17 protein-coding genes are annotated in these 22,358 nt (G+C 61.2%); 12 read left to right on the forward strand and 5 right to left on the reverse strand.

What is annotated here, in order from left to right:
- Entirely contained in the window at positions 1-948 is a 948-nt protein-coding gene (locus tag L6762_RS06655; protein WP_237186150.1) for a sulfite exporter TauE/SafE family protein, read from the forward strand.
- A gap of 4 nt (positions 949-952) precedes the next feature.
- Positions 953-2,686 (forward strand): nitrite/sulfite reductase, encoded by a 1,734-nt coding sequence (locus L6762_RS06660; protein WP_237186151.1) that lies wholly within the window; start codon positions 953-955, stop codon positions 2,684-2,686.
- 69 nt (positions 2,687-2,755) lie between these two features.
- Here the strand turns inward: L6762_RS06660 and L6762_RS06665 are convergent, their stop codons facing one another.
- The 3 genes from L6762_RS06665 to nirB form a co-directional block, all read right to left on the reverse strand.
- The gene (locus L6762_RS06665) at positions 2,756-3,658 is read right to left on the reverse strand and encodes a type IV toxin-antitoxin system AbiEi family antitoxin domain-containing protein (RefSeq protein WP_237186152.1); all 903 of its coding nucleotides are present in this window, start codon (positions 3,656-3,658) and stop codon (positions 2,756-2,758) included.
- 273 nt (positions 3,659-3,931) lie between these two features.
- Positions 3,932-4,972: a uroporphyrinogen-III C-methyltransferase gene (gene cobA, locus L6762_RS06670; protein ID WP_237186153.1), complete on the reverse strand. Its 1,041-nt coding sequence runs from the start codon at positions 4,970-4,972 to the stop codon at positions 3,932-3,934.
- Between the two features lie 128 nt (positions 4,973-5,100).
- The gene (gene nirB, locus L6762_RS06675) at positions 5,101-7,764 is read right to left on the reverse strand and encodes a nitrite reductase large subunit NirB (protein ID WP_237186154.1); all 2,664 of its coding nucleotides are present in this window, start codon (positions 7,762-7,764) and stop codon (positions 5,101-5,103) included.
- A gap of 129 nt (positions 7,765-7,893) precedes the next feature.
- Between nirB and nirD the strand changes: the two genes are divergently transcribed.
- Together nirD and L6762_RS06685 are read left to right on the forward strand one after the other, a co-directional pair.
- On the forward strand, positions 7,894-8,226 hold the full coding sequence (gene nirD / locus L6762_RS06680) for a nitrite reductase small subunit NirD (RefSeq protein ID WP_237186155.1): 333 nt from the start codon (positions 7,894-7,896) through the stop codon (positions 8,224-8,226).
- Positions 8,223-8,675, forward strand: coding sequence for a precorrin-2 dehydrogenase/sirohydrochlorin ferrochelatase family protein (locus L6762_RS06685; protein ID WP_237186156.1), 453 nt, complete (start codon positions 8,223-8,225; stop codon positions 8,673-8,675). Before nirD ends, L6762_RS06685 begins: the two co-directional genes overlap by 4 nt.
- On the opposite strand, the gene L6762_RS06690 is transcribed toward L6762_RS06685, so the two are convergent.
- Positions 8,672-9,373, reverse strand: a complete 702-nt coding sequence (locus tag L6762_RS06690) for a GNAT family N-acetyltransferase (protein WP_237186157.1) — start codon at positions 9,371-9,373, stop codon at positions 8,672-8,674. The two genes, L6762_RS06685 and L6762_RS06690, sit on opposite strands and share 4 nt — an antisense overlap.
- Before the next feature lie 899 nt (positions 9,374-10,272).
- Here L6762_RS06690 and L6762_RS06695 point away from each other — a divergent pair.
- The 5 genes from L6762_RS06695 (at position 10,273) to ndk (ending at position 16,910) form a co-directional block, all read left to right on the forward strand.
- Complete coding sequence (locus L6762_RS06695) at positions 10,273-10,533, forward strand: DUF559 domain-containing protein (protein ID WP_237186158.1); 261 nt, start codon at positions 10,273-10,275, stop codon at positions 10,531-10,533.
- Positions 10,534-11,259: 726 nt separating this feature from the next.
- Complete coding sequence (ileS, locus tag L6762_RS06700; protein ID WP_237186159.1) at positions 11,260-14,562, forward strand: isoleucine--tRNA ligase; 3,303 nt, start codon at positions 11,260-11,262, stop codon at positions 14,560-14,562.
- A complete protein-coding gene (locus L6762_RS06705) occupies positions 14,563-15,987 on the forward strand; it encodes a bifunctional folylpolyglutamate synthase/dihydrofolate synthase (protein ID WP_336603586.1) in 1,425 nt (474 codons plus the stop codon).
- Positions 15,988-15,997: 10 nt separating this feature from the next.
- Positions 15,998-16,435, forward strand: a complete 438-nt coding sequence (locus tag L6762_RS06710; RefSeq protein WP_237186205.1) for a DUF4233 domain-containing protein — start codon at positions 15,998-16,000, stop codon at positions 16,433-16,435.
- 58 nt (positions 16,436-16,493) lie between these two features.
- Positions 16,494-16,910 carry a nucleoside-diphosphate kinase gene (ndk, locus tag L6762_RS06715; protein WP_237186160.1) on the forward strand — a complete coding sequence of 139 codons (417 nt, stop codon included), beginning with the start codon at positions 16,494-16,496 and terminating at the stop codon, positions 16,908-16,910.
- 78 nt (positions 16,911-16,988) lie between these two features.
- Here ndk and L6762_RS06720 read toward each other — a convergent pair whose 3' ends face one another.
- Positions 16,989-17,615 (reverse strand): vitamin K epoxide reductase family protein, encoded by a 627-nt coding sequence (locus L6762_RS06720; protein ID WP_237186161.1) that lies wholly within the window; start codon positions 17,613-17,615, stop codon positions 16,989-16,991.
- Positions 17,616-18,145: 530 nt separating this feature from the next.
- Between L6762_RS06720 and L6762_RS06725 the strand changes: the two genes are divergently transcribed.
- From L6762_RS06725 to rpmA, 3 genes are all read left to right on the forward strand, one after another.
- The gene (locus tag L6762_RS06725) at positions 18,146-21,292 is read left to right on the forward strand and encodes an Rne/Rng family ribonuclease (protein ID WP_237186162.1); all 3,147 of its coding nucleotides are present in this window, start codon (positions 18,146-18,148) and stop codon (positions 21,290-21,292) included.
- A gap of 413 nt (positions 21,293-21,705) precedes the next feature.
- Positions 21,706-22,017, forward strand: coding sequence for a 50S ribosomal protein L21 (rplU, locus tag L6762_RS06730; RefSeq protein WP_135013897.1), 312 nt, complete (start codon positions 21,706-21,708; stop codon positions 22,015-22,017).
- A gap of 53 nt (positions 22,018-22,070) precedes the next feature.
- On the forward strand, positions 22,071-22,328 hold the full coding sequence (rpmA, locus tag L6762_RS06735; RefSeq protein WP_135013898.1) for a 50S ribosomal protein L27: 258 nt from the start codon (positions 22,071-22,073) through the stop codon (positions 22,326-22,328).
- Positions 22,329-22,358 lie beyond the last annotated feature (30 nt).

The raw sequence follows: 22,358 nt of genomic DNA on the forward strand, positions 1-22,358 counted from the left end.
ATGAACAAACTACTTCTCATCGCCCTGGGCGGTCTGCTCGCCCAACTGGTCGACGGCAGCCTCGGCATGGGCTTCGGAGCTACCTCAACCACCCTGCTCCTTGCCCTTGCAGCGATGAACCCGGCCAGCGCGTCCGCAGTTGTTCATGTGGCAGAACTCGGAACCACCCTCGCCTCGGGCGTCAGCCACTGGCGATTCAACAACATCGACTGGAAGGTCGTGCTGCGACTGGGCCTGCCGGGTGCGGTAGGGGCCTTTGCAGGAGCGACCCTGCTCTCCAACCTCTCCCTGGCTACCGCCAAGCCGGTCATGGCAACTATCTTGACCCTCATCGGCATCAACCTGGTACTCCGCTTCTCCACCGGCCGCCGCGCCGCCCGCGGCACCGGCGCTCCCGCCAACCCCCGCATCCTCGGCTTCCTCGGGCTCTTCGGCGGATTCGTGGACGCCGCCGGTGGGGGAGGCTGGGGCCCGGTCACCAGCTCCACCCTCATGACCATCGGCAAAACCGAACCCCGCCGCATCGTGGGCACGGTCAACACCGCTGAATTTCTGGTTACCCTAGCAGCAAGCCTGGGCTTTGTACTGGGCATGTGGCAGGACCTCATCGAACACCTCCTAGCCGTCCTTGCCCTGCTGGCCGGTGGCGTCCTCGCTGCCCCCGTTGCCGCCTGGCTGGTCACCCGGATCAACCCCACCGCCCTCGGAGGCTTTGTGGGCACCTGCCTGGTCGTCACCCACCTGCCCTACCTCACCGGCCTCGTACCGGCCCTGGCCCCCTACAGCCTGCCGCTCACCCTGGGGGCAGCCCTCACCGGGCTGGCCCTGAGCACCCGAGGAGTGCTGCGGAGCCGAAACCTCACCCTCAGTCGCCCCACCGGCTACAGTGAAACTATCGCATCTTCGCATCACGCGCTCGCCACCAGCACCACACGCACGAAAGACTAAACCTATGGCTAAGACCCTCACCGCCCGCCCCGACCAGGCAGCCGCACCGGCCCGCCGTAAACCCGTCTCAAAGAAGCCCAACGGCCAGTGGAAAATCGACGGCAAAAGCCCGCTCAACGCCAACGAAGAATTCAAGCTGGCAGATGATGGCCTGCACGTACGCGAACGGATTATCGACACCTACTCCAAGGAAGGGTTTGATTCCATCGACTCGGACGACCTACACGGCCGCTTCCGCTGGTGGGGTCTTTACACCCAGCGCAAGCAGGGCATTGACGGCGGCCGTACCGCAACCCTGAGCCCCGAAGAACTCGAAGGCAAGTACTTCATGCTGCGCGTGCGTATCGACTCCGGCCAGCTCACCACCGAGCAGACCCGCGTCATCGGTGAAATATCTCGGGATTTTGCTCGCGACACCGCAGATGTGACCGACCGCCAGAACGTACAGCTGCACTGGGTGCAGGTAGAAGATGTGCCCGAGATCTGGCGCCGACTGGCTGAAGTCAATCTCGATACCACTGAGGCCTGCGGCGACGTCGGTCGCGTCATTCTGGGCTCACCCCTAGCCGGGATCGCAGCTGACGAACTGATTGACCCCACCCCGGTCATTCGTGAAATTAAAGAGAAGTACATCGGCGACCCAGCCTTCTCGAACCTACCGCGTAAGTTCAAAACCTGCTTCACCGGCCACCCCAGCCAGGACGTCGTCCACGAAATTAACGACGTAGCTTTCGTGGGCGTAACCCACCCCGACCTGGGAGTCGGCTATGACCTCTGGGTCGGCGGGGGCCTGTCCACCAACCCCAAACTAGCCGAACGCCTGGGTGTTTTCGTTACCCAGGACCAGGCCGTTGAGGTCTGGAAGGGCGTCATCTCCATCTTCCGTGACTACGGCTACCGCCGCCTGCGCAACAAGGCCCGCCTCAAGTTCCTGGTCGCTGACTGGGGCGTTGAAAAGTTCCGGCAGGTACTCGAAGAAGAGTACCTAGGCTACGCTCTACCCGACGGCCCTGCCCCCGAGACTCCCTCCGTGACCGGCGACCATGTAGGGGTGCACGCCCAAAAGGACGGTAAGTTTTACATCGGCCTGACCCCCACCGTGGGGCGCATTAGCGGCACCCAGCTCATCGACCTGGCCAACCTGGTTGAAAAGTACGGCTCCACCCGCCTGCGCACCACCCCCTACCAGAAGCTGGTTGTGCTCGACATCAAAGAAGATGATGTTGAGCCCTTCATCGCCGAAGCTGAGAAACTGGGCTTTTACGCGCGTCCGTCCGTTTTTCGCCGCTCAACCATTGCCTGCACCGGTATCGAATACTGCAAGCTGGCGATTGTGGCGACCAAGTCCACCGCAGCGCGCGTCATCGATAACCTCGAAGAACGCCTAGCTGATGTTGCTGACCAGCTCCCGCAGCGCCTGACCCTGCACATCAACGGCTGCCCCAACTCCTGCGCCCGCATTCAGACCGCAGATATCGGGCTGAAGGGGCAGATCATTACCACCGATGACGGCCGCCAGGTCCCCGGCTTCCAGGTTCACCTCGGCGGTGGACTGGCCGACTACCAGAACGACGCCGCCGGCACCCTTGGCCGCACCGTGCGCGGTCTCAAGGTAGAGGCTGACCTGCTGGAAGACTACCTTGAACGCCTAATCCGCACCTATCTCGCGGAGCGAGCGGACGCCTCCCAGACCTTTGCGCGCTGGGCCCTGGAAGCAGACGAGCAACAGTTAGTATAGGGCTGGCTTTTCGACGCGTCCGCCGGTTTTCCACTGTTGAGGCGTGGAAAACCGGCGGACGCGTCGAAGTTATAGGTACACCCCGGCGGACGCGAAAGCCCGCTTCAGTTTCTCAGCCAACAACTGCGGCCGGTAGATAACCTCGTGCCAGTTGGTCCGCACCACGTTGTAGCCTCTACCGCGGAGCCACGCTTCACGCTCATTCTGCTGAGCAAAAACCTGTTCACGGTTTGAATCCGCGTATTTGATGTTTCCGTCAAACTCTAAAATGATCATGCACTCAGGCCACATAAAATCAGGCCGGTAGCGCCGTCCGCCGCCCTCAACCCATACCTGCTGCTGGCAGGGCGGAAAGCCAAACTCGTCTAAGAAATAGACCACCAGACTTTCACCAGCAGATTCGGAAAGCGGATTGACCAAATCAGCCAGCTTCTGTAGGCGATTACTGCCGCGGCCCGTAGCCTGGCGTAACTGTGCCGTAAGGTCAGGGTAGAGAACCCCGGTGCGAAGCGAACTATCGGCCAGAACGAGCGCATGGCGAAGATCGAGAACCCTGCACGAATCAACAACAGTCTGAAGTGCAGATGTCACGGGGATACCCGCTAGCTTGTGGGGCTTGCTGGTTAGCCCGTGCACGGTTGTGCCAGGTGACGAATGAGCCCTGGCACGTGGCGCCGCAACGTGGATGCGCTCTGGCACCGCCAACTGGGCAAAACCGTAGAGAGCTGCGGCGCTGAGATGCGAAAAGACTGTTCGGTCGCCCATGACTTTGGAATGGGCAACTAACTGGGCTAGATACCGTTCGCTCGGTAAGAATGAGGACCAACTCTGCGCCGGTACGTAGACGCCGCGGCGGATTCTAACGATGTCGCCTCGGGAAACTTTTTGGCTCAGGGCATGACGGGTGAAGCCGCGCAGCTCCAAATCTTGGGTTGTCTGAACTAAAGGGTGAATATCGTGCAGGCTTTTCATGTATCTAGACTGCACCGAGTGTGGCGTTCCTACCGGTCAGTCCTGAAAATCTGTGGATAACTCTGCCCTTGAACCGGTTTCAGGAAAGGTTGTGAGGGGCCTTCAGGTCATGCAGGCGTCATATATTGTGAGGTGAGGAGGGTCTGAACAACCTGTCCGGACCACCCCGGTGGGGGCGCGTCCGTCCGGATTTTTAGCACCTCGCTGAAACTTCGACGCGCCCGCCGGTTTTCGATGTTTCAAGCGTTGAAAATCGGCGGACGCGTCGAATGCCTAGTGAGTCTCAAAGGCCCGAGCCATCACTTCATCTCGGTGAGGGCCGGCCACCGCACACACCTCGCCCAGGGTAATCACAGCAGGCGGCTTCACATCGGCCAGGGTTTCGAGGCAGTCACCCAAGGTCGCGTAAACTTCGCGCTGGTTGGGGCGGAAGCCGTCCTGCACCGCAATCAGAGGCAAGGACGCCGGCACCCCGCGCTCGCGCAGACCGGCAACGGTATGGGGGAGGGACTTGACGCCCATGAGGAGGGAGACTGTGCCGCCGTCTTTGAGCAGGCCCGCCAGCTGATCCAGCTCCGAGCCGCCTAGAGGCGCGTGCCCAGATACCACGGTAAACATATGGGACACACCGCGCAGGGTAATCGGCACCCCGGCCAGAGCGGGTAGCGCGATCGATGAGGTCACCCCCGAATAGACAGTGACCGGTATACCGGACTGCTCACAGACATAGAGCTCTTCAGCGCCGCGCCCGAAGACATAGGGGTCACCGCCCTTCAGACGGGCCACCGTCCGACCGGCTAGAGCATGCTCTACCATGAGCCGGTCAATCTCCCGCTGCGGCACCCGGTGCTGGCCGGGAATCTTTCCCACATCAATAATGCTTGCCTTAGGCGCCCAGCGGGGCAGGTCTTGGTGGGGAGCAAGATGGTCAAGCAGGACGACGTCCGCCCGACTCAGTGCCTCAAGGGCATGGCGGGTCATGAGGCCGGGATCGCCGGGGCCAGCCCCGATCAAAAAGACCCTGCCGACCTGCTGGGGCGCCGGTTCGCTATCTACAAGAAGGACCGTATGCAGCCCCCTGTTGCCCAGGGCGGCCTTAATCGCCTGCCGCCAGTTCCCAATCTCATCGGGCTGCTCGGCACAGATGACCACCACAGACGGGGAGATATCTTCTAGAACAGAGGGGAGCAGGTCAGCAGAGGAGACACTCATGACTTCAGCCGCCGCCTTATACTTGGGCGCAACCTGCCCCACCCGCTCTGATGCTCCGCAGAGCAGCACCGCGGCACTGGTGACATCAAGATCAGCGAACACGCCGTATCCTCTCCCTAGAAAACTCTTTACCCTTCATCCTCACACGGGGCGGGCAGCTTCACCCACTTGCGTGACCTCGCATGAACCGGAGTACCACAACCTTGTCACGCGAGGTCACACGGCGGCAGCTAGCCGGCGTGCACCGGCAAACTGGCCCCGGCAATCAAAACCTTCTCGCTGGCGTCCTCACCCTCAAGATCACCATCGGCCTCAGCTGCAGCGATTTCCGCTTCGGTGGCCGGGCGGATCTGGTCACGCTCCAGCACATACATGCGGTCACCCGCTGAATTAGCCTCAGGCTCATTCACAAAAGCCCTAAAGCGGCGCAGGCGTTTCTCATCGCGTAGGGTTGCGGCCCACTCGTCCTCGTAGTGGTCAATGTGGTACTGCATATCGGCATCGAGCTGTTCACAGATGCCCAGCTTGTCGTCGATAATTACCTCGCGTAGGTGCTCGATAGCGTCGCCAAACTTTTCATCGAGGTCCTCAGCCCAGCGGGCGGTGCGCTGGAGCTTATCCGCGGTGCGGATGTAGTACATGAGGTAACGGTCAATATAACGGTAGGCGGTTTGCTGGTCGAGATCCTGCGCAAACAGGCGGCCGTGGGCGGGGTTAGCGCCGCCGTTGCCGGCAAAGTAGAGGTTCCAGCCGTTCGTGGTGGCAATAAGACCCACGTCCTTGCCCTGGGCTTCTGCGCACTCACGGTTACAGCCAGACACTGCCACCTTGAACTTGTGGGGAGACCGCAAACCCTTGTAACGGTTTTCCGTATCAATCGCCATAGCCACCGAATCGCGCATACCGAACCTGCACCAGGCAGAACCAATACAGGACTTCACATTGCGCAAGGACTTACCGTAGGCCTGACCCGACTCAAAGCCCGCATCGACCAAGCGCTGCCAGATTTCGGGTAGCTGCTCTAGACGGGCACCGTACATGCCGATACGCTGGGCGCCGTTAATCTTGGTGTAGAGCCCATAGTCAGCTGCCACCTGGGCGATAACCGCCAGCTTCTGCGGGGTAATTTCGCCACCGGGGATTCGGGGAATCACACCGTAGGTGCCGTCCTTCTGCATGTTGGCCAGGTTGCGGTCGTTGGTGTCCTGCAGGGCGCCGCGGCCGCCGTCCAGGGCGTAGGACTTGCGGGTCGATGCAAGGATGGACGCCACGGTCGGCTTACAGATGGCACAGCCGTCGGTACCCCGCCCAAAGCGCTTGAGCACGGAGTAGAAATCATCGAGGTCGCCCACAGCGTAGACAGCCTGGAAAAGCTCAGCACGCGAGAGATCAAAGTGCTCACACAGGGCCTTCGAGACCGTCAGCCCCAGTTTCTTCATGGTCTGTTCTAGGGTCTTTTGGATCATGGGTACGCACGAGCCGCACTGGGTCCCGGCGGTTGTCTCAGCCTTGACCGCTCCCACATCGTGCGCGCCGCCCTTTACCGCTTCCCGCACTGCACCGAAGCAGATATTGTTGCAGGAGCACAGCACCGCGTCGTCGGGCAGTTCTGTATCGGGCACGCCATCCCCGCTTCCTGCAGCGGTGAGAAAGGCGGACGGCTCCGCGGGCAGCTCCCTGCCTAGCAGCGGCTTCAGCGAATCGTAGGGGGCGGTATCACCCACGAAGACACCACCGAGCAGAGTCTTCGCATCGGCGGTTGTCACAATCTTCTGATACAGGCCGCGGGCCGGATCAGCAAACATAATCTCTAGGCAGTTTTCGGTCACCCCGCGACGGTCACCAAAACCGGCTACTTCCAGACCCGAAAACTTGAGTTTGGTGGCGATATCGAAGCTCTCTACCTCTTCATGACCACCGGTGAGATTAGTTGCCACAGCTTCAGCCATCTGATTCGCCGGAGCCACCAGGCCCCAGGTGCGGCCCAGCACGCAGGCTACTTCACCGATAGCCCAAATATGGGGGTCTTCCGACTGGCAGCTGGGGGAGACCACGAGGCCGCCGCGCTCGCCCACCTGCAAACCGGCGTCCCGGGCTAGCTGATCATTGGGGCGGATGCCGGCAGCCATCATGACCAGGTCAGCATCGAGCTGGTGCACATCGGCTTCATCACCCATACCGTTTGCCACCGATACCGAGATAACCTCACCGGTGGAGTCCTTGTTAATGGTTGAGATAAAAGCGCCGGTTTCAACCGCGATTCCCGCCTCGCGAATTGCGGCGTTGACCGCGAAACCGCCACCCTGGTCTACCTCAATCGATAGCAGCCAGGGGGCCACATCGAGAATGGTGGGGTCAGCTCCAACGTCTCGCAGGCCCTCTGCTGCCTCAAGCCCCAGCAGGCCGCCACCGACCACGATAGCGCGGGGGCGGCGTCCTAGCTTTTCCGTAAGACGGGCAACCTCCGCAACCACCGTTTGCACATCATCGATAGTGCGGAAGACATGGGCGCTGTCGGAGCCAGGAATGGGAATCTTGACCGCCGATGAACCGGTAGCAAGAATCAGTTCATCGTAGGGGTAGGTCTGGCCGTCGGTTGCGCTGACCGTACGGTTCTTGCGGTCGATGGCGGTTGCGCTCACACCATTGACGAGGGTGACGTGGGGGTTGTTCCAGAGTTCGGGGTCGCCGAGGGTGAGGTCGCGGGCGGTGTCGTGAAAAATCTTCTCTAACGCTACACGGTCATAGGGCAGGTGTTTCTCGGCGTTGAGCACGGTAAGGTGGGAGGCACCGGAGTCCTTGTCGAGGAAGGCCTTGGCAAATCTCCAGGCTGCGGGCCCACCTCCAATCACCAGAACGGAACGTTGGCTGGAGGTAGCGGGGGTGTGGGACATGGGAGCCTCCCTGGTGTGGGTTCAAGCCGGTTTAATGCGTATTTATAATGCTAATATTAGCTTAAAGACAGGGTAAACAAGGTAAACCCACGCAAACGCACGACGTACAGTAAGAAAATGGAGGGCACCGTGACAGTACAGTGGCACCGAATCTGCACCAAGAACGACCTGGAGCCTAACTGGGGTGAAGCGGCTCTGATTGACGGGCAGCAGTATGCGGTCTTTCGTGCCGCAGACGATTCTATTTTCGTCACCAGCCACAGGGACCCTGCCTCCGGGGCCCTGGTGATTGCCCGCGGCATCCTGGGAGAGAAGGGCGGCGAGCCCACCGTGACATCCCCTCTCTATAAAGAGGTCTATTCCCTCATCAGCGGCGACTGCCTCTCTGGAGCTGACTATCGCCTACCTGTGTACCCCGTAGAAGTGCGCGACGGTGACATCTGGGCGGAGCTCCCCGCGTGAATCAGCGGCTGCCGGTAGCCCTTGATTTGCGCGGACGCCGGGTCCTCCTTGTCGGGGCGGGGCAGGTCGCTGCCCGGAAGGTGGGCGCCCTCATTGAGGCTGGGGCTCAGGTTGAGGTGGTGGCTCCTTCTCTCGACTCCCACCTGGAGAACCTGCTGGCTGAGGGGAGTCTTGTTGCCCACCGGCGTCCTTTTGCTCCCGAAGATCTTGCCGGTGCCTGGCTGGTCTACGCGCTCACGGACTCGCCGGACCTCAATGCACGGGTCGCTGAGCTCTGTGAAGAGCGAGGAATCTGGTGCCTAGTGGGCGGTGCATCACAGGAATCTCCACTCTGGTCGCTGGCCCACCGCAGGCGGGGCGATGAACTGGTGGCTGTTTCTGGCGGGGGTAACCCGCGGCGAGCCCTTGCCCTGCTCAACCGCATCGCCGGGGTGCTGGGCTGGGACTAGTTCAGATGCAGGGTCATGTCGTGCCAGATAGCGCCGCCGTGGGTTGATTCTGAAACCCCGTCAAGCTCAAAGCCGAGTTTCTCATAGAAGCTAATCAGCTCCTTCTTGCAGGTAAGAATCACCCCTGTTCGCCCCTGCTCTCGGGCTTGGTCGATGAGCTTTTCTATCAGGGCGGACGCGTACCCCCGGCCCCGGTGGGCCGGGCGGGTGTTGATACCAAAAACCGTCTGGTAAGCCCCGTGCCGGGTGTGGGCCTGGGGGCTCTCGTAGAGGTCATCGAAGATAACGGGGGAGTCGGTTACTAGTCCGTCGATAAAGGCAACAACTTCGCCGTCAGCTTCAAGTACCCAGAAATGCTCTCCAAAAACCTCGAACCTGGCCCGCAGGTCGCTCTCACTCGCTGCTTCAGCCGCCGGGAAGCACTCGGCCTCAATGGCGGCTAGGGAGGGCAGGTCTTCCTGCTGTGCCTGGCGAATCTCTACACGGGCGTCCTGCTGGTGAGTTGCTGCCGCGTCAAGCGCTGCTAGAGGCTGGCCACCCACACCCCAATCGGTGCGCGGCACCTCGTTTAGGACCACCCACACCGAGCTTTCCTTGGCACCCATCACCCAGGCATAGGTTCGGGTGAGTTCAGCAATCAGCTCGGCCTTCTTCTCATCAGACTGAGTAGATGCATACGAGACATTAATGAGGGGCATGGTGTTCTCCTGGGTAGTGCTTGAACCCAAGTCTAGCGGCGTATCAGAGGCGTGTTCATCTTGAGCGTCCACCAGACTCGCGGAATGCTTATGTCTCAAATGGGCGGTGCAAGATTCTTGTGGACACTTAGCTCAGCCGCGTCATACTGCGTCACGGCTGCACCGTTTTAAACGCGCTCGCCGTGCACTGGTGAGCAAAGCGCTATCCACAGGAGGTGCCTTTCTAGCGAAATTTGCTAGGCTCAGCGCACAATCTGACCATGAAATCTCCAGAAGAAATAGCAATGGCCGTACAGACCACACAGCAGCTATCCGCGCGAGGCATAAACAAGGACGCCCTCGCCCGTGCGGTCGCTCGCGGCGAGTACCAGCGGCTTGGCTACGGAAGTTATATGGAAAGTGGTTTCCACTCTCAGCTTTACCCTAGTCAACAGTATCTGGCCCGTGTCATCGGGTATGGCAGAAGCAGGCTCAAAACCTCGGTGTTATCCCACCATTCAGCGGCAGCGGTACACGGTATGTGGCTACTCCATATACCTACTGCTATCCATACAGTGGGTCAGGCACACGGTACCCCTTCACCGCGGGTTGTGCGGCATAGAAACAACCGGTACGAAACCGAGAAAAGTTTGGGTGTGGATGTAACCGCACCGCTCGATACGGTTCTTCACTGTATGAGGGTGATGAAATTCGAAGAGGCACTTGTGCTTGCGGATAGTTCTTTGCGGAAGATTGAGCACCAAAAACTGGCCCAGGCCTTACGGGGGCTGTCTGGTCGTGGCTCTGTGCAGGCTCGCATAATTGCAGATATCGTAAGCCCTCTCAGTGAGTCGCCGGGGGAGAGTTTGCTGCGGCTTTTCTTGATGAGGTGTGGTTTGCCTCGGCCTGTTGAGCAGCACGTGATTGGGGTATATGGGCAGCAGTTCAGGGTAGATTTTGCCTGGCCAGATCTCAAGATCATCGTTGAGTTCGATGGGCAGATTAAATACACCCAGTTTGGTGAGCGTGAGAGCGTCTTCGGGCGGCAGAATGAACGTGAGGCTCTCTTGCGGGGGCAGGGGTGGGATGTGGTTCGAGTAACGTGGGACGAGCTCACCCGGCGTCCGCACGAGCTTAAAACCAAGATGGAGCGAGCTTTCAGCCGTGCCCGCCGTCTCTAGGGTCCACCAGACTCTCGGAGCGTCCACCGGGGGAATAAGCACTTTGAGAGTCTGGTGGACGCTCGCGGAGTAGGAGAAGAAGAGGTGCGCGGACGCCGCCCGCCTGCGGGTGCGACCTGAAGGTGAGCATAGGGGCGGGGGCAAGAATTGTAATTTAGGTTCCCCTGCTCACCCTGCCAGCTGGCGGTAATCCGCTATCTTGGGGCGGGGCGCCCGCACCTGTACTACATCTTGTGCTCACACGCCTGTAATTCACACCCCGCCCCGGCGGGCGCCTGCCAGAAAAGCTAAAAACCCGTTAGACAGCCACCGCCCCTGCCCCTAAAATAGGTAACAGTTGCAATGACCCGGCTATCACCGGCGAGCAATCCGGAAGAACAGGCTGTACCTGCACACCCCCGTAATTCGTTGCGACGAGGGGAGTGCGCGGAATAGATATAGCCCCAGTAGACCCGGACGGGTAAGCCCGAAACAGCTGTCATGAAGCGACTGATAACCGGTTCGACCCTGCGCTGGGCGCAACCTGCCTCATCTCACGAGACGGTAGGTTGCCCCGGCGCAGACCCATACCCGCCCGCGCTTTTTCGGTGCGGCTCGGGGTGGGGTCGGGCCGGTTGATGTAAGCAAGGTGGTACCGCGCAGGTTCCTTACCCGTCGAGCGGACGGGGGAGGGCAGGCGTCCTTGCACCCCAAGTACTAGGCAGACAAGAACCTAAGGGCGCAACCATGACCAATAAGCCTGTTTACCCCAAGGCAAGTGCAAGCGGAGCCAGTTTTGTGGCCGCTTCCCCCTCTTTCCCCGCACTCGAAGAAGCAGTGCTGGACTACTGGAAGAAGGACGACACCTTCCAGGCCTCCATCGATAACCGTGACGCCGGTGAGAACGGCGCCAACGAGTTCGTTTTCAACGATGGTCCTCCCTTCGCCAACGGCCTGCCCCACTACGGCCACCTGCTGACCGGTTACGTCAAGGACCTGGTCGCCCGCTACCAGACCCAGCGTGGCCACAAGGTGGAGCGTCGCTTTGGCTGGGACACCCACGGCCTGCCCGCTGAGCTGGAAGCGATGAAGCAGCTGGGTATGACCGACAAGCAGCAGATCATCGAGATGGGCATCGATAACTTCAACGACGCTGCCCGCGCCTCGGTGCTCAAGTACACCAAGGAATGGGAAGAGTACGTCACCCGCCAAGCCCGCTGGGTGGATTTTGAGAACGACTACAAGACCCTGAACGTGGAGTACATGGAGTCCGTGATTTGGGCTTTCAAGCAGCTGCACGATAAGGGCCTGACCTACGAGGGCTTCCGCGTGCTGCCCTACTGCTGGAAGGACGAAACCCCGCTCTCAAACCACGAGCTGCGCATGGACGATGACGTCTACAAGGAGCGTCAGGACCCGTCCGTCACCGTGGCTTTCCGCATCACCGACGACGCCACCCTGGCCAAGCATCCCGAGGTTGCCGCCGAACTGGCCGGTGTTGAGGCCCTGGCCTGGACCACCACCCCCTGGACCCTGCCCACCAACCAGGCTCTGGCCGCTGGCCCCGAAATCAGCTACGTTGTTGTGCCCGGCGCCGGTGAGCTAGAAGGACGCCGCTTCCTGCTGGCTGCCGACCTGCTGGGCGAATATGCCAAGGACCTGGGCTACGGGGATGCCGAAAAGCCCGCGGACGCTGCCCGCGAGGCCGTCCTGGCCACCTACACCGGTGCCCAGCTGGAGGGCGTGCGCTATGCACCCCTGTGGGACTACTTCACCGACACCGAGAAGTTCGGCACCGACAAGGCCTGGCAGATCCTGGTCGCTGACTACGTGACCACCACCGACGGTACCGGCCTGGTTCACCAGGCTCCCGCCTACGGTGAGGACGACCAGAAGGTCTGTGAGGGCTACGGTATTCCCGTGATCCTTTCCATCGACGAGGGTGCCAAGTTCCTGGACCTCTTCGCCGATTCCACCCTAGCTGAGGGCGCCCCCCTGGCTGAGATTGCCGGCGTCCAGATCTTTGATGCTAACCGCACCATCATCAACACCCTCAAGGCTGACGGGGCACTAATCTGCGAGAAGTCCTACGTTCACTCCTACCCCCACTGCTGGCGCTGCCGCACCCCCCTGGTCTACCGCGCCATCACCTCCTGGTACGTGCGCGTGACCGACTTCAAGGGCCGCATGAGCGAGCTGAACGAGGACATCAACTGGATTCCCGAGAACGTCAAGCACGGCCAGTTCGGTAAGTGGGTTGAGAACGCCCGCGACTGGTCCATCTCGCGTAACCGCTTCTGGGGCTCCCCGATCCCGGTCTGGGTCTCTGATGACCCCAACTACCCCCGCACCGACGTCTACGGCTCCCTGGCTGAGCTGGAAGCCGACTTCGGCCGCCTGCCCCTGAACAAGGACGGCGAGGTCGACCTGCACCGCCCCTACATCGACGAGCTGACCCGACCCAACCCGGATGACCCCACCGGCAAGTCCACCATGCGCCGTGTGGAGGACGTACTGGACGTCTGGTTCGACTCCGGCTCCATGCCCTTTGCCCAGTTCCACTACCCCTTCGAAAACAAGGAGTGGTTCGAGGCCCACTACCCGGCAGACTTCATCGTTGAGTACATCGGTCAGACCCGCGGCTGGTTCTACACCATGCACATTCTGGCCACCGCCCTCTTCGACCGTACCGCCTTTGAGAACGTCATTGCCCACGGCATCGTGCTGGGCTCGGACGGCCAGAAGATGTCTAAGTCCCTGCGTAACTACCCGGACGTCTCCGAGGTTCTGGATCGCGACGGTTCGGACGCCATGCGCTGGTTCCTCATGTCGTCCCCGATTCTGCGCGGCGGCAACCTGATTGTGACTGAGCAGGGCATCCGCGAGGGCGTCCGCCAGGTCATGCTGCCCCTGTGGAACGTCTACCACTTCTTCGCCCTCTACACCAACGCTGCCAACGGCGGTGCAGGCTACGAGGCCAAGCTGGTCACCGAGGCCGAGCACGTGATGGACCGCTTTATCCTGGGTAAGACCCGTCAGCTGGTTGCCGAGGTCACCGAGGCCATGGACGCCTACGATGTATCTGCCGCCTGCGAGGCTCTGCGCACCTACACCGACGCCCTGACCAACTGGTATGTGCGCCGCTCCCGCGAGCGCTTCTTCAACGAAGACACCGCAGCTTTCGACGTGCTCTACACCGCATTGGTGACCTTCGTGAAGATGGCTGCGCCCCTGCTGCCGCTGACCACCGAGGAAATCTACCGCGGTCTGACCGGGGAGCGTTCGGTCCACCTGACCGACCTGCCCTCACCTGCGGACTTCAAGGACGAGGCAGAGTTGCTGGCTCTCATGGAGACCACCCGCGCCGTGGCCTCTGCCGGTTCTGCCCTGCGTAAGGCCCATAAGCTGCGTGTGCGCCAGCCCCTGGCAGCCCTGACCGTGGCGGTTGCCGGTGGCAAGGACCTGGCCGGTACCTTTGAGTCAATCATCGCTGATGAGCTCAACATCAAGGTGGTTGAGCTTCTGGACGCTGCCGAGGTGGCTCCTGCTGACTTCGGCATCTCCCAGCAGCTCAAGGTCAATGCCCGTGCCGCAGGGCCCCGTTTGGGTAAGCAGGTGCAGGTTGCCATCAAGGCTTCTAAGAGCGGGGACTGGAAGGTCACCGAGGACGGCACCGTTGTGGTGGGTGCCGACAACATGGCTCTGGAACCGGGCGAGTACGAGCTTGAAACCGTGGTCGCAGAAACCGACGGTGCTGCAGAGCGCGCCGTCTCGGTTCTGCCCGGCGGTGGCTTCCTGGTACTCGACACCACCCTCACCGACGAGCTGCGCGCCGAGGGTACTGCCCGCGACGCCGTCCGCGCTATCCAGTCCGAGCGTAAGGAGGCCGGCCTGAATGTCTCAGACCGCATCGAGCTGACCATCACCGCCCCCGCCGCTGACCTCGAAGCTATCAAGAAGCACGAAGAGCTGGTAGCCGGTGAGACCCTGGCTGTGGCCGTGACCTACCTCGAGGGCGCTGAATTCTCAGCGACCGTGAAGAAGGCATAAATGACCAAGGACAACATGGAGCTTGACCCCGTGTTTGCCGAGATTGCTGCCGAGGGCGCTCGCGCTGACGACGCCCTCGGCGTAGCCTCGGTCTACGCCGATCTGCTGGCTCGTGCCCCCGAGCACAAGATGGCCCCCCGCCTCGACGCGATGACCCGCGCCGTGGAAATTCTGGGCGAGCCCAACAAGGCAGCCCCGGTCATCCACATCACCGGCACCAACGGCAAAACCTCAACCGCCCGCATGATTGAGCGTCTGCTCATGGCGCACGACATCCGTGTGGGTCGCTACACCAGCCCCCATATTTCCAAGGTCACCGAGCGGATCTCGATTGATGGGGCGCCCGTGGCAGATTCCACCTTTGTGCGTATCTGGGGCGAGATTCAGCCCTACCTGCAAATCGTGGACGCTGAGCTTGAGGCAGCCGGTGCGCCCCGCATTACCTACTTTGAAGCCCTGACGATCCTGGCCTTCGCTATTTTTGCGGACGAGCCGGTGGACGTCATGGTGCTTGAGGTCGGTATCGGGGGTTCCTGGGATGCCACCAACGTGGCCGACGCTACCGTGTCTGTGGTGACCCCCATTGGGCTTGACCACACCGACATGCTGGGGGAGACCCTGGCCGATATTGCCGGTGAAAAGGCAGGGATTATTAAGGACGGCGGCTTCCTGGTATCTGCTGCCCAAGACCCCTCTGCCGCCCAGGTGCTCCTAGAGGCCGCCCGCGCCCGCAACGCCGATTACCGCTTTGAAGGCGTAGAGTTCGGCGCTGTCGACCGCACCGCCGGTGTGGGCGGGCAGCTGCTCACCATCCAGGGGCTAGCTGGCCGCTACGAAGACATAGCCCTGCCCCTCTTCGGTGCCCACCAGGCCCAGAACGCCGCCGTGGCCCTGGCCGCGGTTGAGGCCTTCTTGGGCGGGGGAGAGAAGGAACTGAGCCTCGACCTCATCAAGCTGGCCTTTGGCGAGGTGCGCTCGCCGGGCCGCCTAGAGGTAGCCCGTACCGAGCCGCCCGTGGTACTCGATGCCGCCCACAACCCCCACGGTGTCGCTGCTTCGGCAGCCGCCTTCAAGGAGTCCTTCAGCTTTGAAGAACTGCACCTGGTGGTGGGTATCCTGGGTGAAAAGGACGCCGCGACCATGCTGAACCTGCTCTTTGACGAGTACGTTGATCGGGCAGATTGGCGCACGGTACTGCACCTGACCAAGTCAGACTCTCCGCGTGCCATTGCCCCGGAAGAGCTAGCTGAATTGGCCCTCGACGCTGGTTTTGATGAAGACGCCATCGAGACCTACGAGAACATTCCCGATGCTCTGTCCGCGGCGGTGACGGCTGCAGCCGATGTGCCCAACCTGAACTCCGCGGTACTGGTGACCGGCTCTATTACCGTGGTGGGCGAAGCTAGCACCCTGCTCGGACTGTAAAGGAGAGATGATGGCGAGAATGACGCGCGCCCAGCGCGAATGGCGCCCGGGCCAGCCGAAAAAGCAGCGCTCTATCAAGGTCATGTTTACCTCGATGGTGCTCTCGCTCGAAGCCCTGGTTGCCTTCTTTGCAACCCTGGCAATTTTTGGCCACCACTTTAACGACCCCACCTGGGTCAAGGTGGTCATTTGGGTGCTGGGTCTAGCTCTGGCAGCAGCCCTGCTGGTCACACCGGCCTTCCTGAAGAAGCCCTGGGGCTACCACCTGGGCTACGGTCTGCAGGTTGCCCTGATTCTGGTGGGCTTTGCCCTGCCCTCCATGTTTTTTGTGGGAGCGGCTTTTGCTGTGGCCTACTGGTACGGGGTGACGCGTGGTGCCCGCCTGGACGCCGAGAACGCCGTCCGCGCCAAAGAGCAGGAGGAATGGGAGAAGGCTAACCCCGCCTAGCGGGCTGTCTGGTAGGGTAAGGGTGAAAACTCACCCTGACCTATCAAAGGAGATTGTCATGACCGAGCGTACCCTGATTCTGGTCAAGCCCGACGGTGTGGAGCGTAACCTCACCGGCCAGGTGCTGGCCCGTTTTGAGCGTAAGGGCTACCGCATTGCTGAGTTGAAGATGCTGGTTCCCTCCCGCGAGCTGCTCGAGCAGCACTATGCGGAACACGAGGGTAAGCCCTTCTACGAGCCCCTGGTGTCTTACATGGGCTCAGGCCCCGTGGTTGCTCTCGTACTTGAGGGCAACGGCGTGCTTGAGGGCGCCCGTACTCTCATGGGATCTTCCAACCCCACCACCGCTGCCCCCGGAACCATCCGCGGTGACTTTGGTCGCGACTGGGGCGAGAGCGTGCAGAAGAACCTGGTTCACGGTTCAGACTCAGCAGAATCAGCAGACCGCGAAATCGCGCTCTGGTTCGGTGCGTAAGCAGACCTCCCGCTGACCTAAAAATAAGGCCGGGGCCCTCATTGTGAGGGCCCCGGCCTTTATCAGTAGGTGGAGGTTTTAGAACATACCCACGATCACATCGAAGAAGCGGATGAAGATAATGCCGAAGAGCAAGATGTAGACCAGGATGATAGAGAACCAGGTCCAGTTGGGGGCTGCCCGACGGATGCTCTCAGAAGCTGGGATGACTCCGGCGTGAATATTGCGGGTGGTGACCTTCACGAAAATTGCGGTCTGCATAATCCACACGATCATGCAGAAGAGGCAGAGGGCGTTGATGTCGAAGGTGGTGTTATACCAGAGCCAGAGCACAAAGGCCATGGCCAGGGTGTGGCCCACCTGCATGGCTACCCAGTACCAGCGGGCGAAGGACGCCCCGGCAATCAGGGCGGTGGAGATAGCCAGCACGATAGCGTAACCGGCGATACCGATAAAGGGGTTGGGGAAGCCAAAGGCTTCTGCCTGCCAGGTGCGCATAACGGTGCCGCAATTGAGTAGGGCGTTGATATCACAGACCGACCGGTGGGCGCCGTCCATGTAAATCTGCAGGCGCTCGTAGACCAGCATGGCGGCGGCTCCGAAGGCCAGCAGGCCGGGAATCAGGGTGAACCAGCCGAGCCTGCGATCGAGCTGGGCCTGGCTGATACCGCTCTCAGTATCGGGGGTGTTCACGGGGGTAGACACAGTGAATCCTTAGGCTGTATAAAACTTTCTTTCCCCATACTACGGGGCAGGCTCCAAGCCCGCCCGGTTTTGCGGGGTTGGGGCAGGTTTTCTTTACTAAGTTCCCAGGTAAGGACGCCCGGGGCGAGTTGGTTTGGGCAGGGCGGCCCGGTGCGGGGTGAGTTCGGTTCTAGATGGGGTGAAAAGAGCCCGGGTGTGAGAGAATGGGTGTGGTAGTGTGCCGCCCGCACGCGGTGGCACTACCCAGCAGGCACCCCGAAACGGCCGGTGACGCACTGCTTACCCGCAGGCGTCCTTACCGTCAAGCCTCAGCAAGTGCAGCCCTAGCGCTGCCTCGGGTTGTTGCCGCTGGCCCGGTTCCCCTCGGCATGGAGCACAGAAGCCTTGACCTGCCGAGTACGCCAAGGAGCTCACGGTTGAGCCGGGTAGCCAAGGATTTCGGCGGACCACCCCTTAGGGTAGGGACCGCCGACTACAGGCAAGACCACTGGTGCGGCAGGGGCATACGAACACAAGGAGAGTGAACGCTGATGAGCAGCGAACAGTCCGAGGTTGTAGAAAACCTTGAAGAAACCCAGGCCGCAGAAGCTACCGCAGCCACTGAACAGGTTGCCGAAGTAAGCACCGAGGTGGAAGAGACTCAGGCCAATGGCCCCGAAGCGAAGGCCGTTGTACAGGCTGAAGAAACCGAGCCTGCCGAAGAAGCCACAGAAGAGGCAGCAGAAACTGAGGCAGAGTCTGCAGAAGCTGAAACAGAAGAAGCCCAAGCCCCCGCCGAAACCGCTGAAGAGCCTGCCGCTCCTCAGAAGAGCCTGCGTGAGCTCAAGGAAGAAGAGCTAGCCCAGGTCAACGCCGCTGTGAGCTCAAACAATCTGCTCTTCTACTCGCCCAACATGGACGAAATCATGGAGCAGCTGCGGGCCGAAAAGGAAGCCCGCCGTGAGGCCGAAGAAGCTGAGCGTCGTGAGCGCCGCCTGGCTGACCTTGACCCCGAAATCACCTCCCACCGCCGCCGTCGCCGCCGCAGGGGAGATGCTGACCTAGAATTTGAGGGCGGTACCGACGGCGACCCCGAGGACACCATCGTTAAGGTACGCGCCCCGCGCCTGTCTGACTCCCACAGCACCAACCGGGTCACCGGCGTCCGCGGCTCCACCCGCCTGGAAGCCAAACGCATCCGCCGCCGCGAAACCCGCGCTACCGGCCGCCGCCGCCAGATCATTACCGAGGCTGAGTTCCTGGCCCGTCGCGAGTCCGTTGACCGCCAGATGCTGGTACGCCAGAAGGACGACCGTATTCAGATTGGTGTGCTTGAAGACGGCGTGCTGGCTGAGCACTTTGTCTCTAAGACCCAGCAGGATTCCCTGATCGGTAACGTCTACCTGGGTAAGGTTCAGAATGTCCTGCCCTCCATGGAAGCTGCCTTCGTCGATATTGGCCGCGGCCGCAACGCCGTTCTCTACGCTGGCGAAGTTAACTGGGACGTCACCGGCCTAGACGGTGCCCCCCGCAAGATCGAAAACGCCCTCAAAGCAGGCGACTCGGTACTGGTGCAGGTCACCAAAGACCCCGTCGGCCACAAGGGCGCCCGCCTGACCAGCCAGGTCTCCCTGCCCGGCCGCTACCTGGTCTACGTACCCGGTGGCTCCATGACCGGTATCTCCCGCAAGCTGCCCGACGTTGAGCGTCAGCGCCTGAAGAAAATCCTCAAGGACCGCCTGCCCGAGGACGCCGGCGTCATCGTCCGCACCGCCGCAGAAGGCGCCAGCGAAGAAGAGCTGAGCAACGACATCAACCGCCTGCGCGTGCAGTGGGAAGAAATCAAGGCCAAGAGCGAATCCCGCAAGGTTCTGGCCCCCGAACTGCTCTACCAGGAACCCGACCTGACCATCAAGACCGTGCGCGATGTCTTCAACGAAGACTTCACCTCCATGATGGTGCAGGGCTCGGACGCCTGGGACTCCATCGAAGCCTACGTCACCTACGTTGCCCCCGACCTGCTGGACCGCCTGAAGAAGTGGGAAGAGGACGACGACCTCTTTGACCACTACCGGATTGAAGAGCAGCTTGCTAAGGCCCTGGACCGCAAGGTCTACCTGCCCTCCGGCGGCTCCCTGGTCATTGACCGCACCGAAGCGATGACCGTGGTGGACGTCAATACCGGCAAGTTCACCGGCTCCGGCGGCAACCTGGAAGAGACCGTCACCAAGAACAACCTCGAAGCAGCCGAAGAAATCGTGCGCCAGCTGCGCCTGCGCGATATCGGCGGCATCGTGGTCATCGACTTCATCGACATGGTACTCGAATCTAACCGCGACCTGGTACTCCGCCGCCTGGTAGAGTGCCTGGGCCGCGACCGCACCAAGCACCAGGTTGCCGAAGTAACCTCCCTGGGTCTGGTGCAGATGACCCGCAAGCGCATGGGCACCGGCCTGCTCGAAGTCTTCTCAGAACCCTGTGAAGCCTGCGCCGGCCGCGGCATTCTCGTGCACGACCAGCCCCTGAAGGGCCGCTCAGGTGGCGCTAGCGACTTCATCCACCGCGCCGAGCGCGATGACCGCAAGCGCTACCGCAATCAGAAGACCCAGAACCGCCGCGACTTCACCGAGGTTGACGAAGAAACCGAGCAGAAGACCGAGGCCCGCAAGGCTGCCCTGGCCAACATCGTTGCCGCCAGCGCCCACCACGAGGACGAGCAGAGCGAGACCGAGTCCAAGTCAGCCCGCAAGCGCAAGCGCCGCAAGCGCAACCGCCGCGCCGAGGCAGGCCTGGAACTGGAGACCCAGCAGAACCAGGACGCCCGCGGCGAGCAGGTGCTCACCATCGGCGACGAGGTCATTGAGCTGCCCACCGGGGCGGACGCCGACACCGAAGAGAGCATGGGGGAGCAGGGCTCCTTCACCCTCGAATCCCTGGCTGCCGTCTTTGACGCCGACGCTGAGAACGAGACCGAAGGGTCTTCCGAGGAACGCTCAAAGGGCCGTCACCAGTCCAAGCGCCGGGGCGGTAAGAAGCGTGAAGACATCTCAGCAGATGACTTCTCCGTCAACTCCGATGCCTCACTCGATGTAGACCCCGAAATTGACTCCCGCTTCACCCAGAACTCATCCCGACTCGACGCCATCCGCGCAGGAGAAGCCCGCGCCCGCGCCTCCCAAAAGGCCGGACGCGACTACGAACCCCGCGACGGCGAAGAATCAACTACCTCAGGTGAGCGCACCGGCCGTAACGACCGAGCCGGACGTGCAGACCGCACCGACCGCCGCGACACCCGCAACCAGGACGAGTCAGGCAAGGGCCGCACCCGCAAGCCCCGCCGCGCCTCAAGCTCCGACGTCAAGTACGTCGCCCCCATCGAGGTCGTAGCAGACCCGGCCGTCACCGGCGTTGCCACCCCCGGTAAGAAAGCTGAGGTAGCACCCGAAACTCCGGTTGAGGCGTCTGCACCCGCAGCTGCTCCCAGCGAAGCGCCCCGCAAGAAGCGCCGCTCCCGCCGCGCCGTCAGCTCAGGTGCAGGCTCCACCGAAGTACGTACCGAAGAGGTCAGGGCCGCAAGTGGTAGTTCCGTGGTAGCCAGCATCGACCAGGCAGCCAAGCCCGCAGCATCCAGCGATGACGCCCCCGTCATGCTCGGCGTCGGCGTCTCAGCTGCAGAGATCAAGCGGGCAGGTAAGTAAGAAGGTGATGAAAGGTAAATCAGGCTCGCAGCGAAGCTGCTGGCTCGGCGGCTGGCGTGAATCGCTTGTGAGCGAAGCGAACCAGCGAGAGGGTCGGCAGCGAGCGCGAGCCTGATTTACCGTCACCCGTACCCCTTACTACACCCTGAGGGGTTCACCACATATCTTGCTCAGCACCGACTCACCACGTAAACTGGTGAGTCGGTGCTGTTTCCACAAGCAAGCGTTAGCGTGGACTCAGCTAGGCATATTCCACCAGGGATAAGGCCACACCATCTCAAAACGACAGAACCTGAAACCGCCCGGTACGTACTGAGCAAACCGGGTCACCACCTTGCTGTTGAGCCCGAGTTCCTTTCAGGAAGATTCGTTTTGAACCATTAAAATGACGTCAAGAAGAAGTGAGTTCCCAAGTGGCATACGCAATTGTCCGCGCTGGCGGCCGCCAGGAAAAGGTCTCAGTTGGAGACCTGGTTACCCTTGACCGCGTCGCTGGCGAGCCCGGTAGCACCATTGAGCTGCCCGTGCTGATGCTGGTTGACGGCGACAAGGTCACCGTTGATGCAAAGTCCCTGGCTTCAGCCAAGGTCACCGCAGAAAAGATCGAAGACCTCCGCGGTCCCAAGATCGTTATTCAGAAGTACAAGAACAAGACCGGTTACAAGAAGCGTCAGGGCTTCCGCGCCGAACTGACCACCGTTAAGATCACCGCGATCAACGCATAAGTTCAGCTTAGACTGGTTTTATCCCAACATTCTTTGACCTAAGGTAGGCATCAATGGCACATAAGAAGGGCGCAAGCTCCACCCGTAACGGCCGTGACTCAAACCCCCAGTACCTCGGTGTTAAGCGCTACGGCGGCGAAACCGTCAACGCAGGCGAAATCCTCGTTCGTCAGCGCGGCACCCACTTCCACCCCGGCAACAACGTAGGCCGCGGTGGCGACGACACCCTGTTCGCTCTGGCAGCAGGCAAGGTCGAATTCGGTACCCGCAAGGGCCGCAAGGTAGTCAACATCCTTGCAGCCGCTGAGTAAGGTCTAAACACCTCACCTCAGTAGAAGGGC

Origin of the sequence: Rothia nasimurium (genome assembly GCF_928381705.1) — a bacterium.
In the GTDB taxonomy this organism is placed as follows: domain Bacteria; phylum Actinomycetota; class Actinomycetes; order Actinomycetales; family Micrococcaceae; genus Rothia; species Rothia nasimurium_G.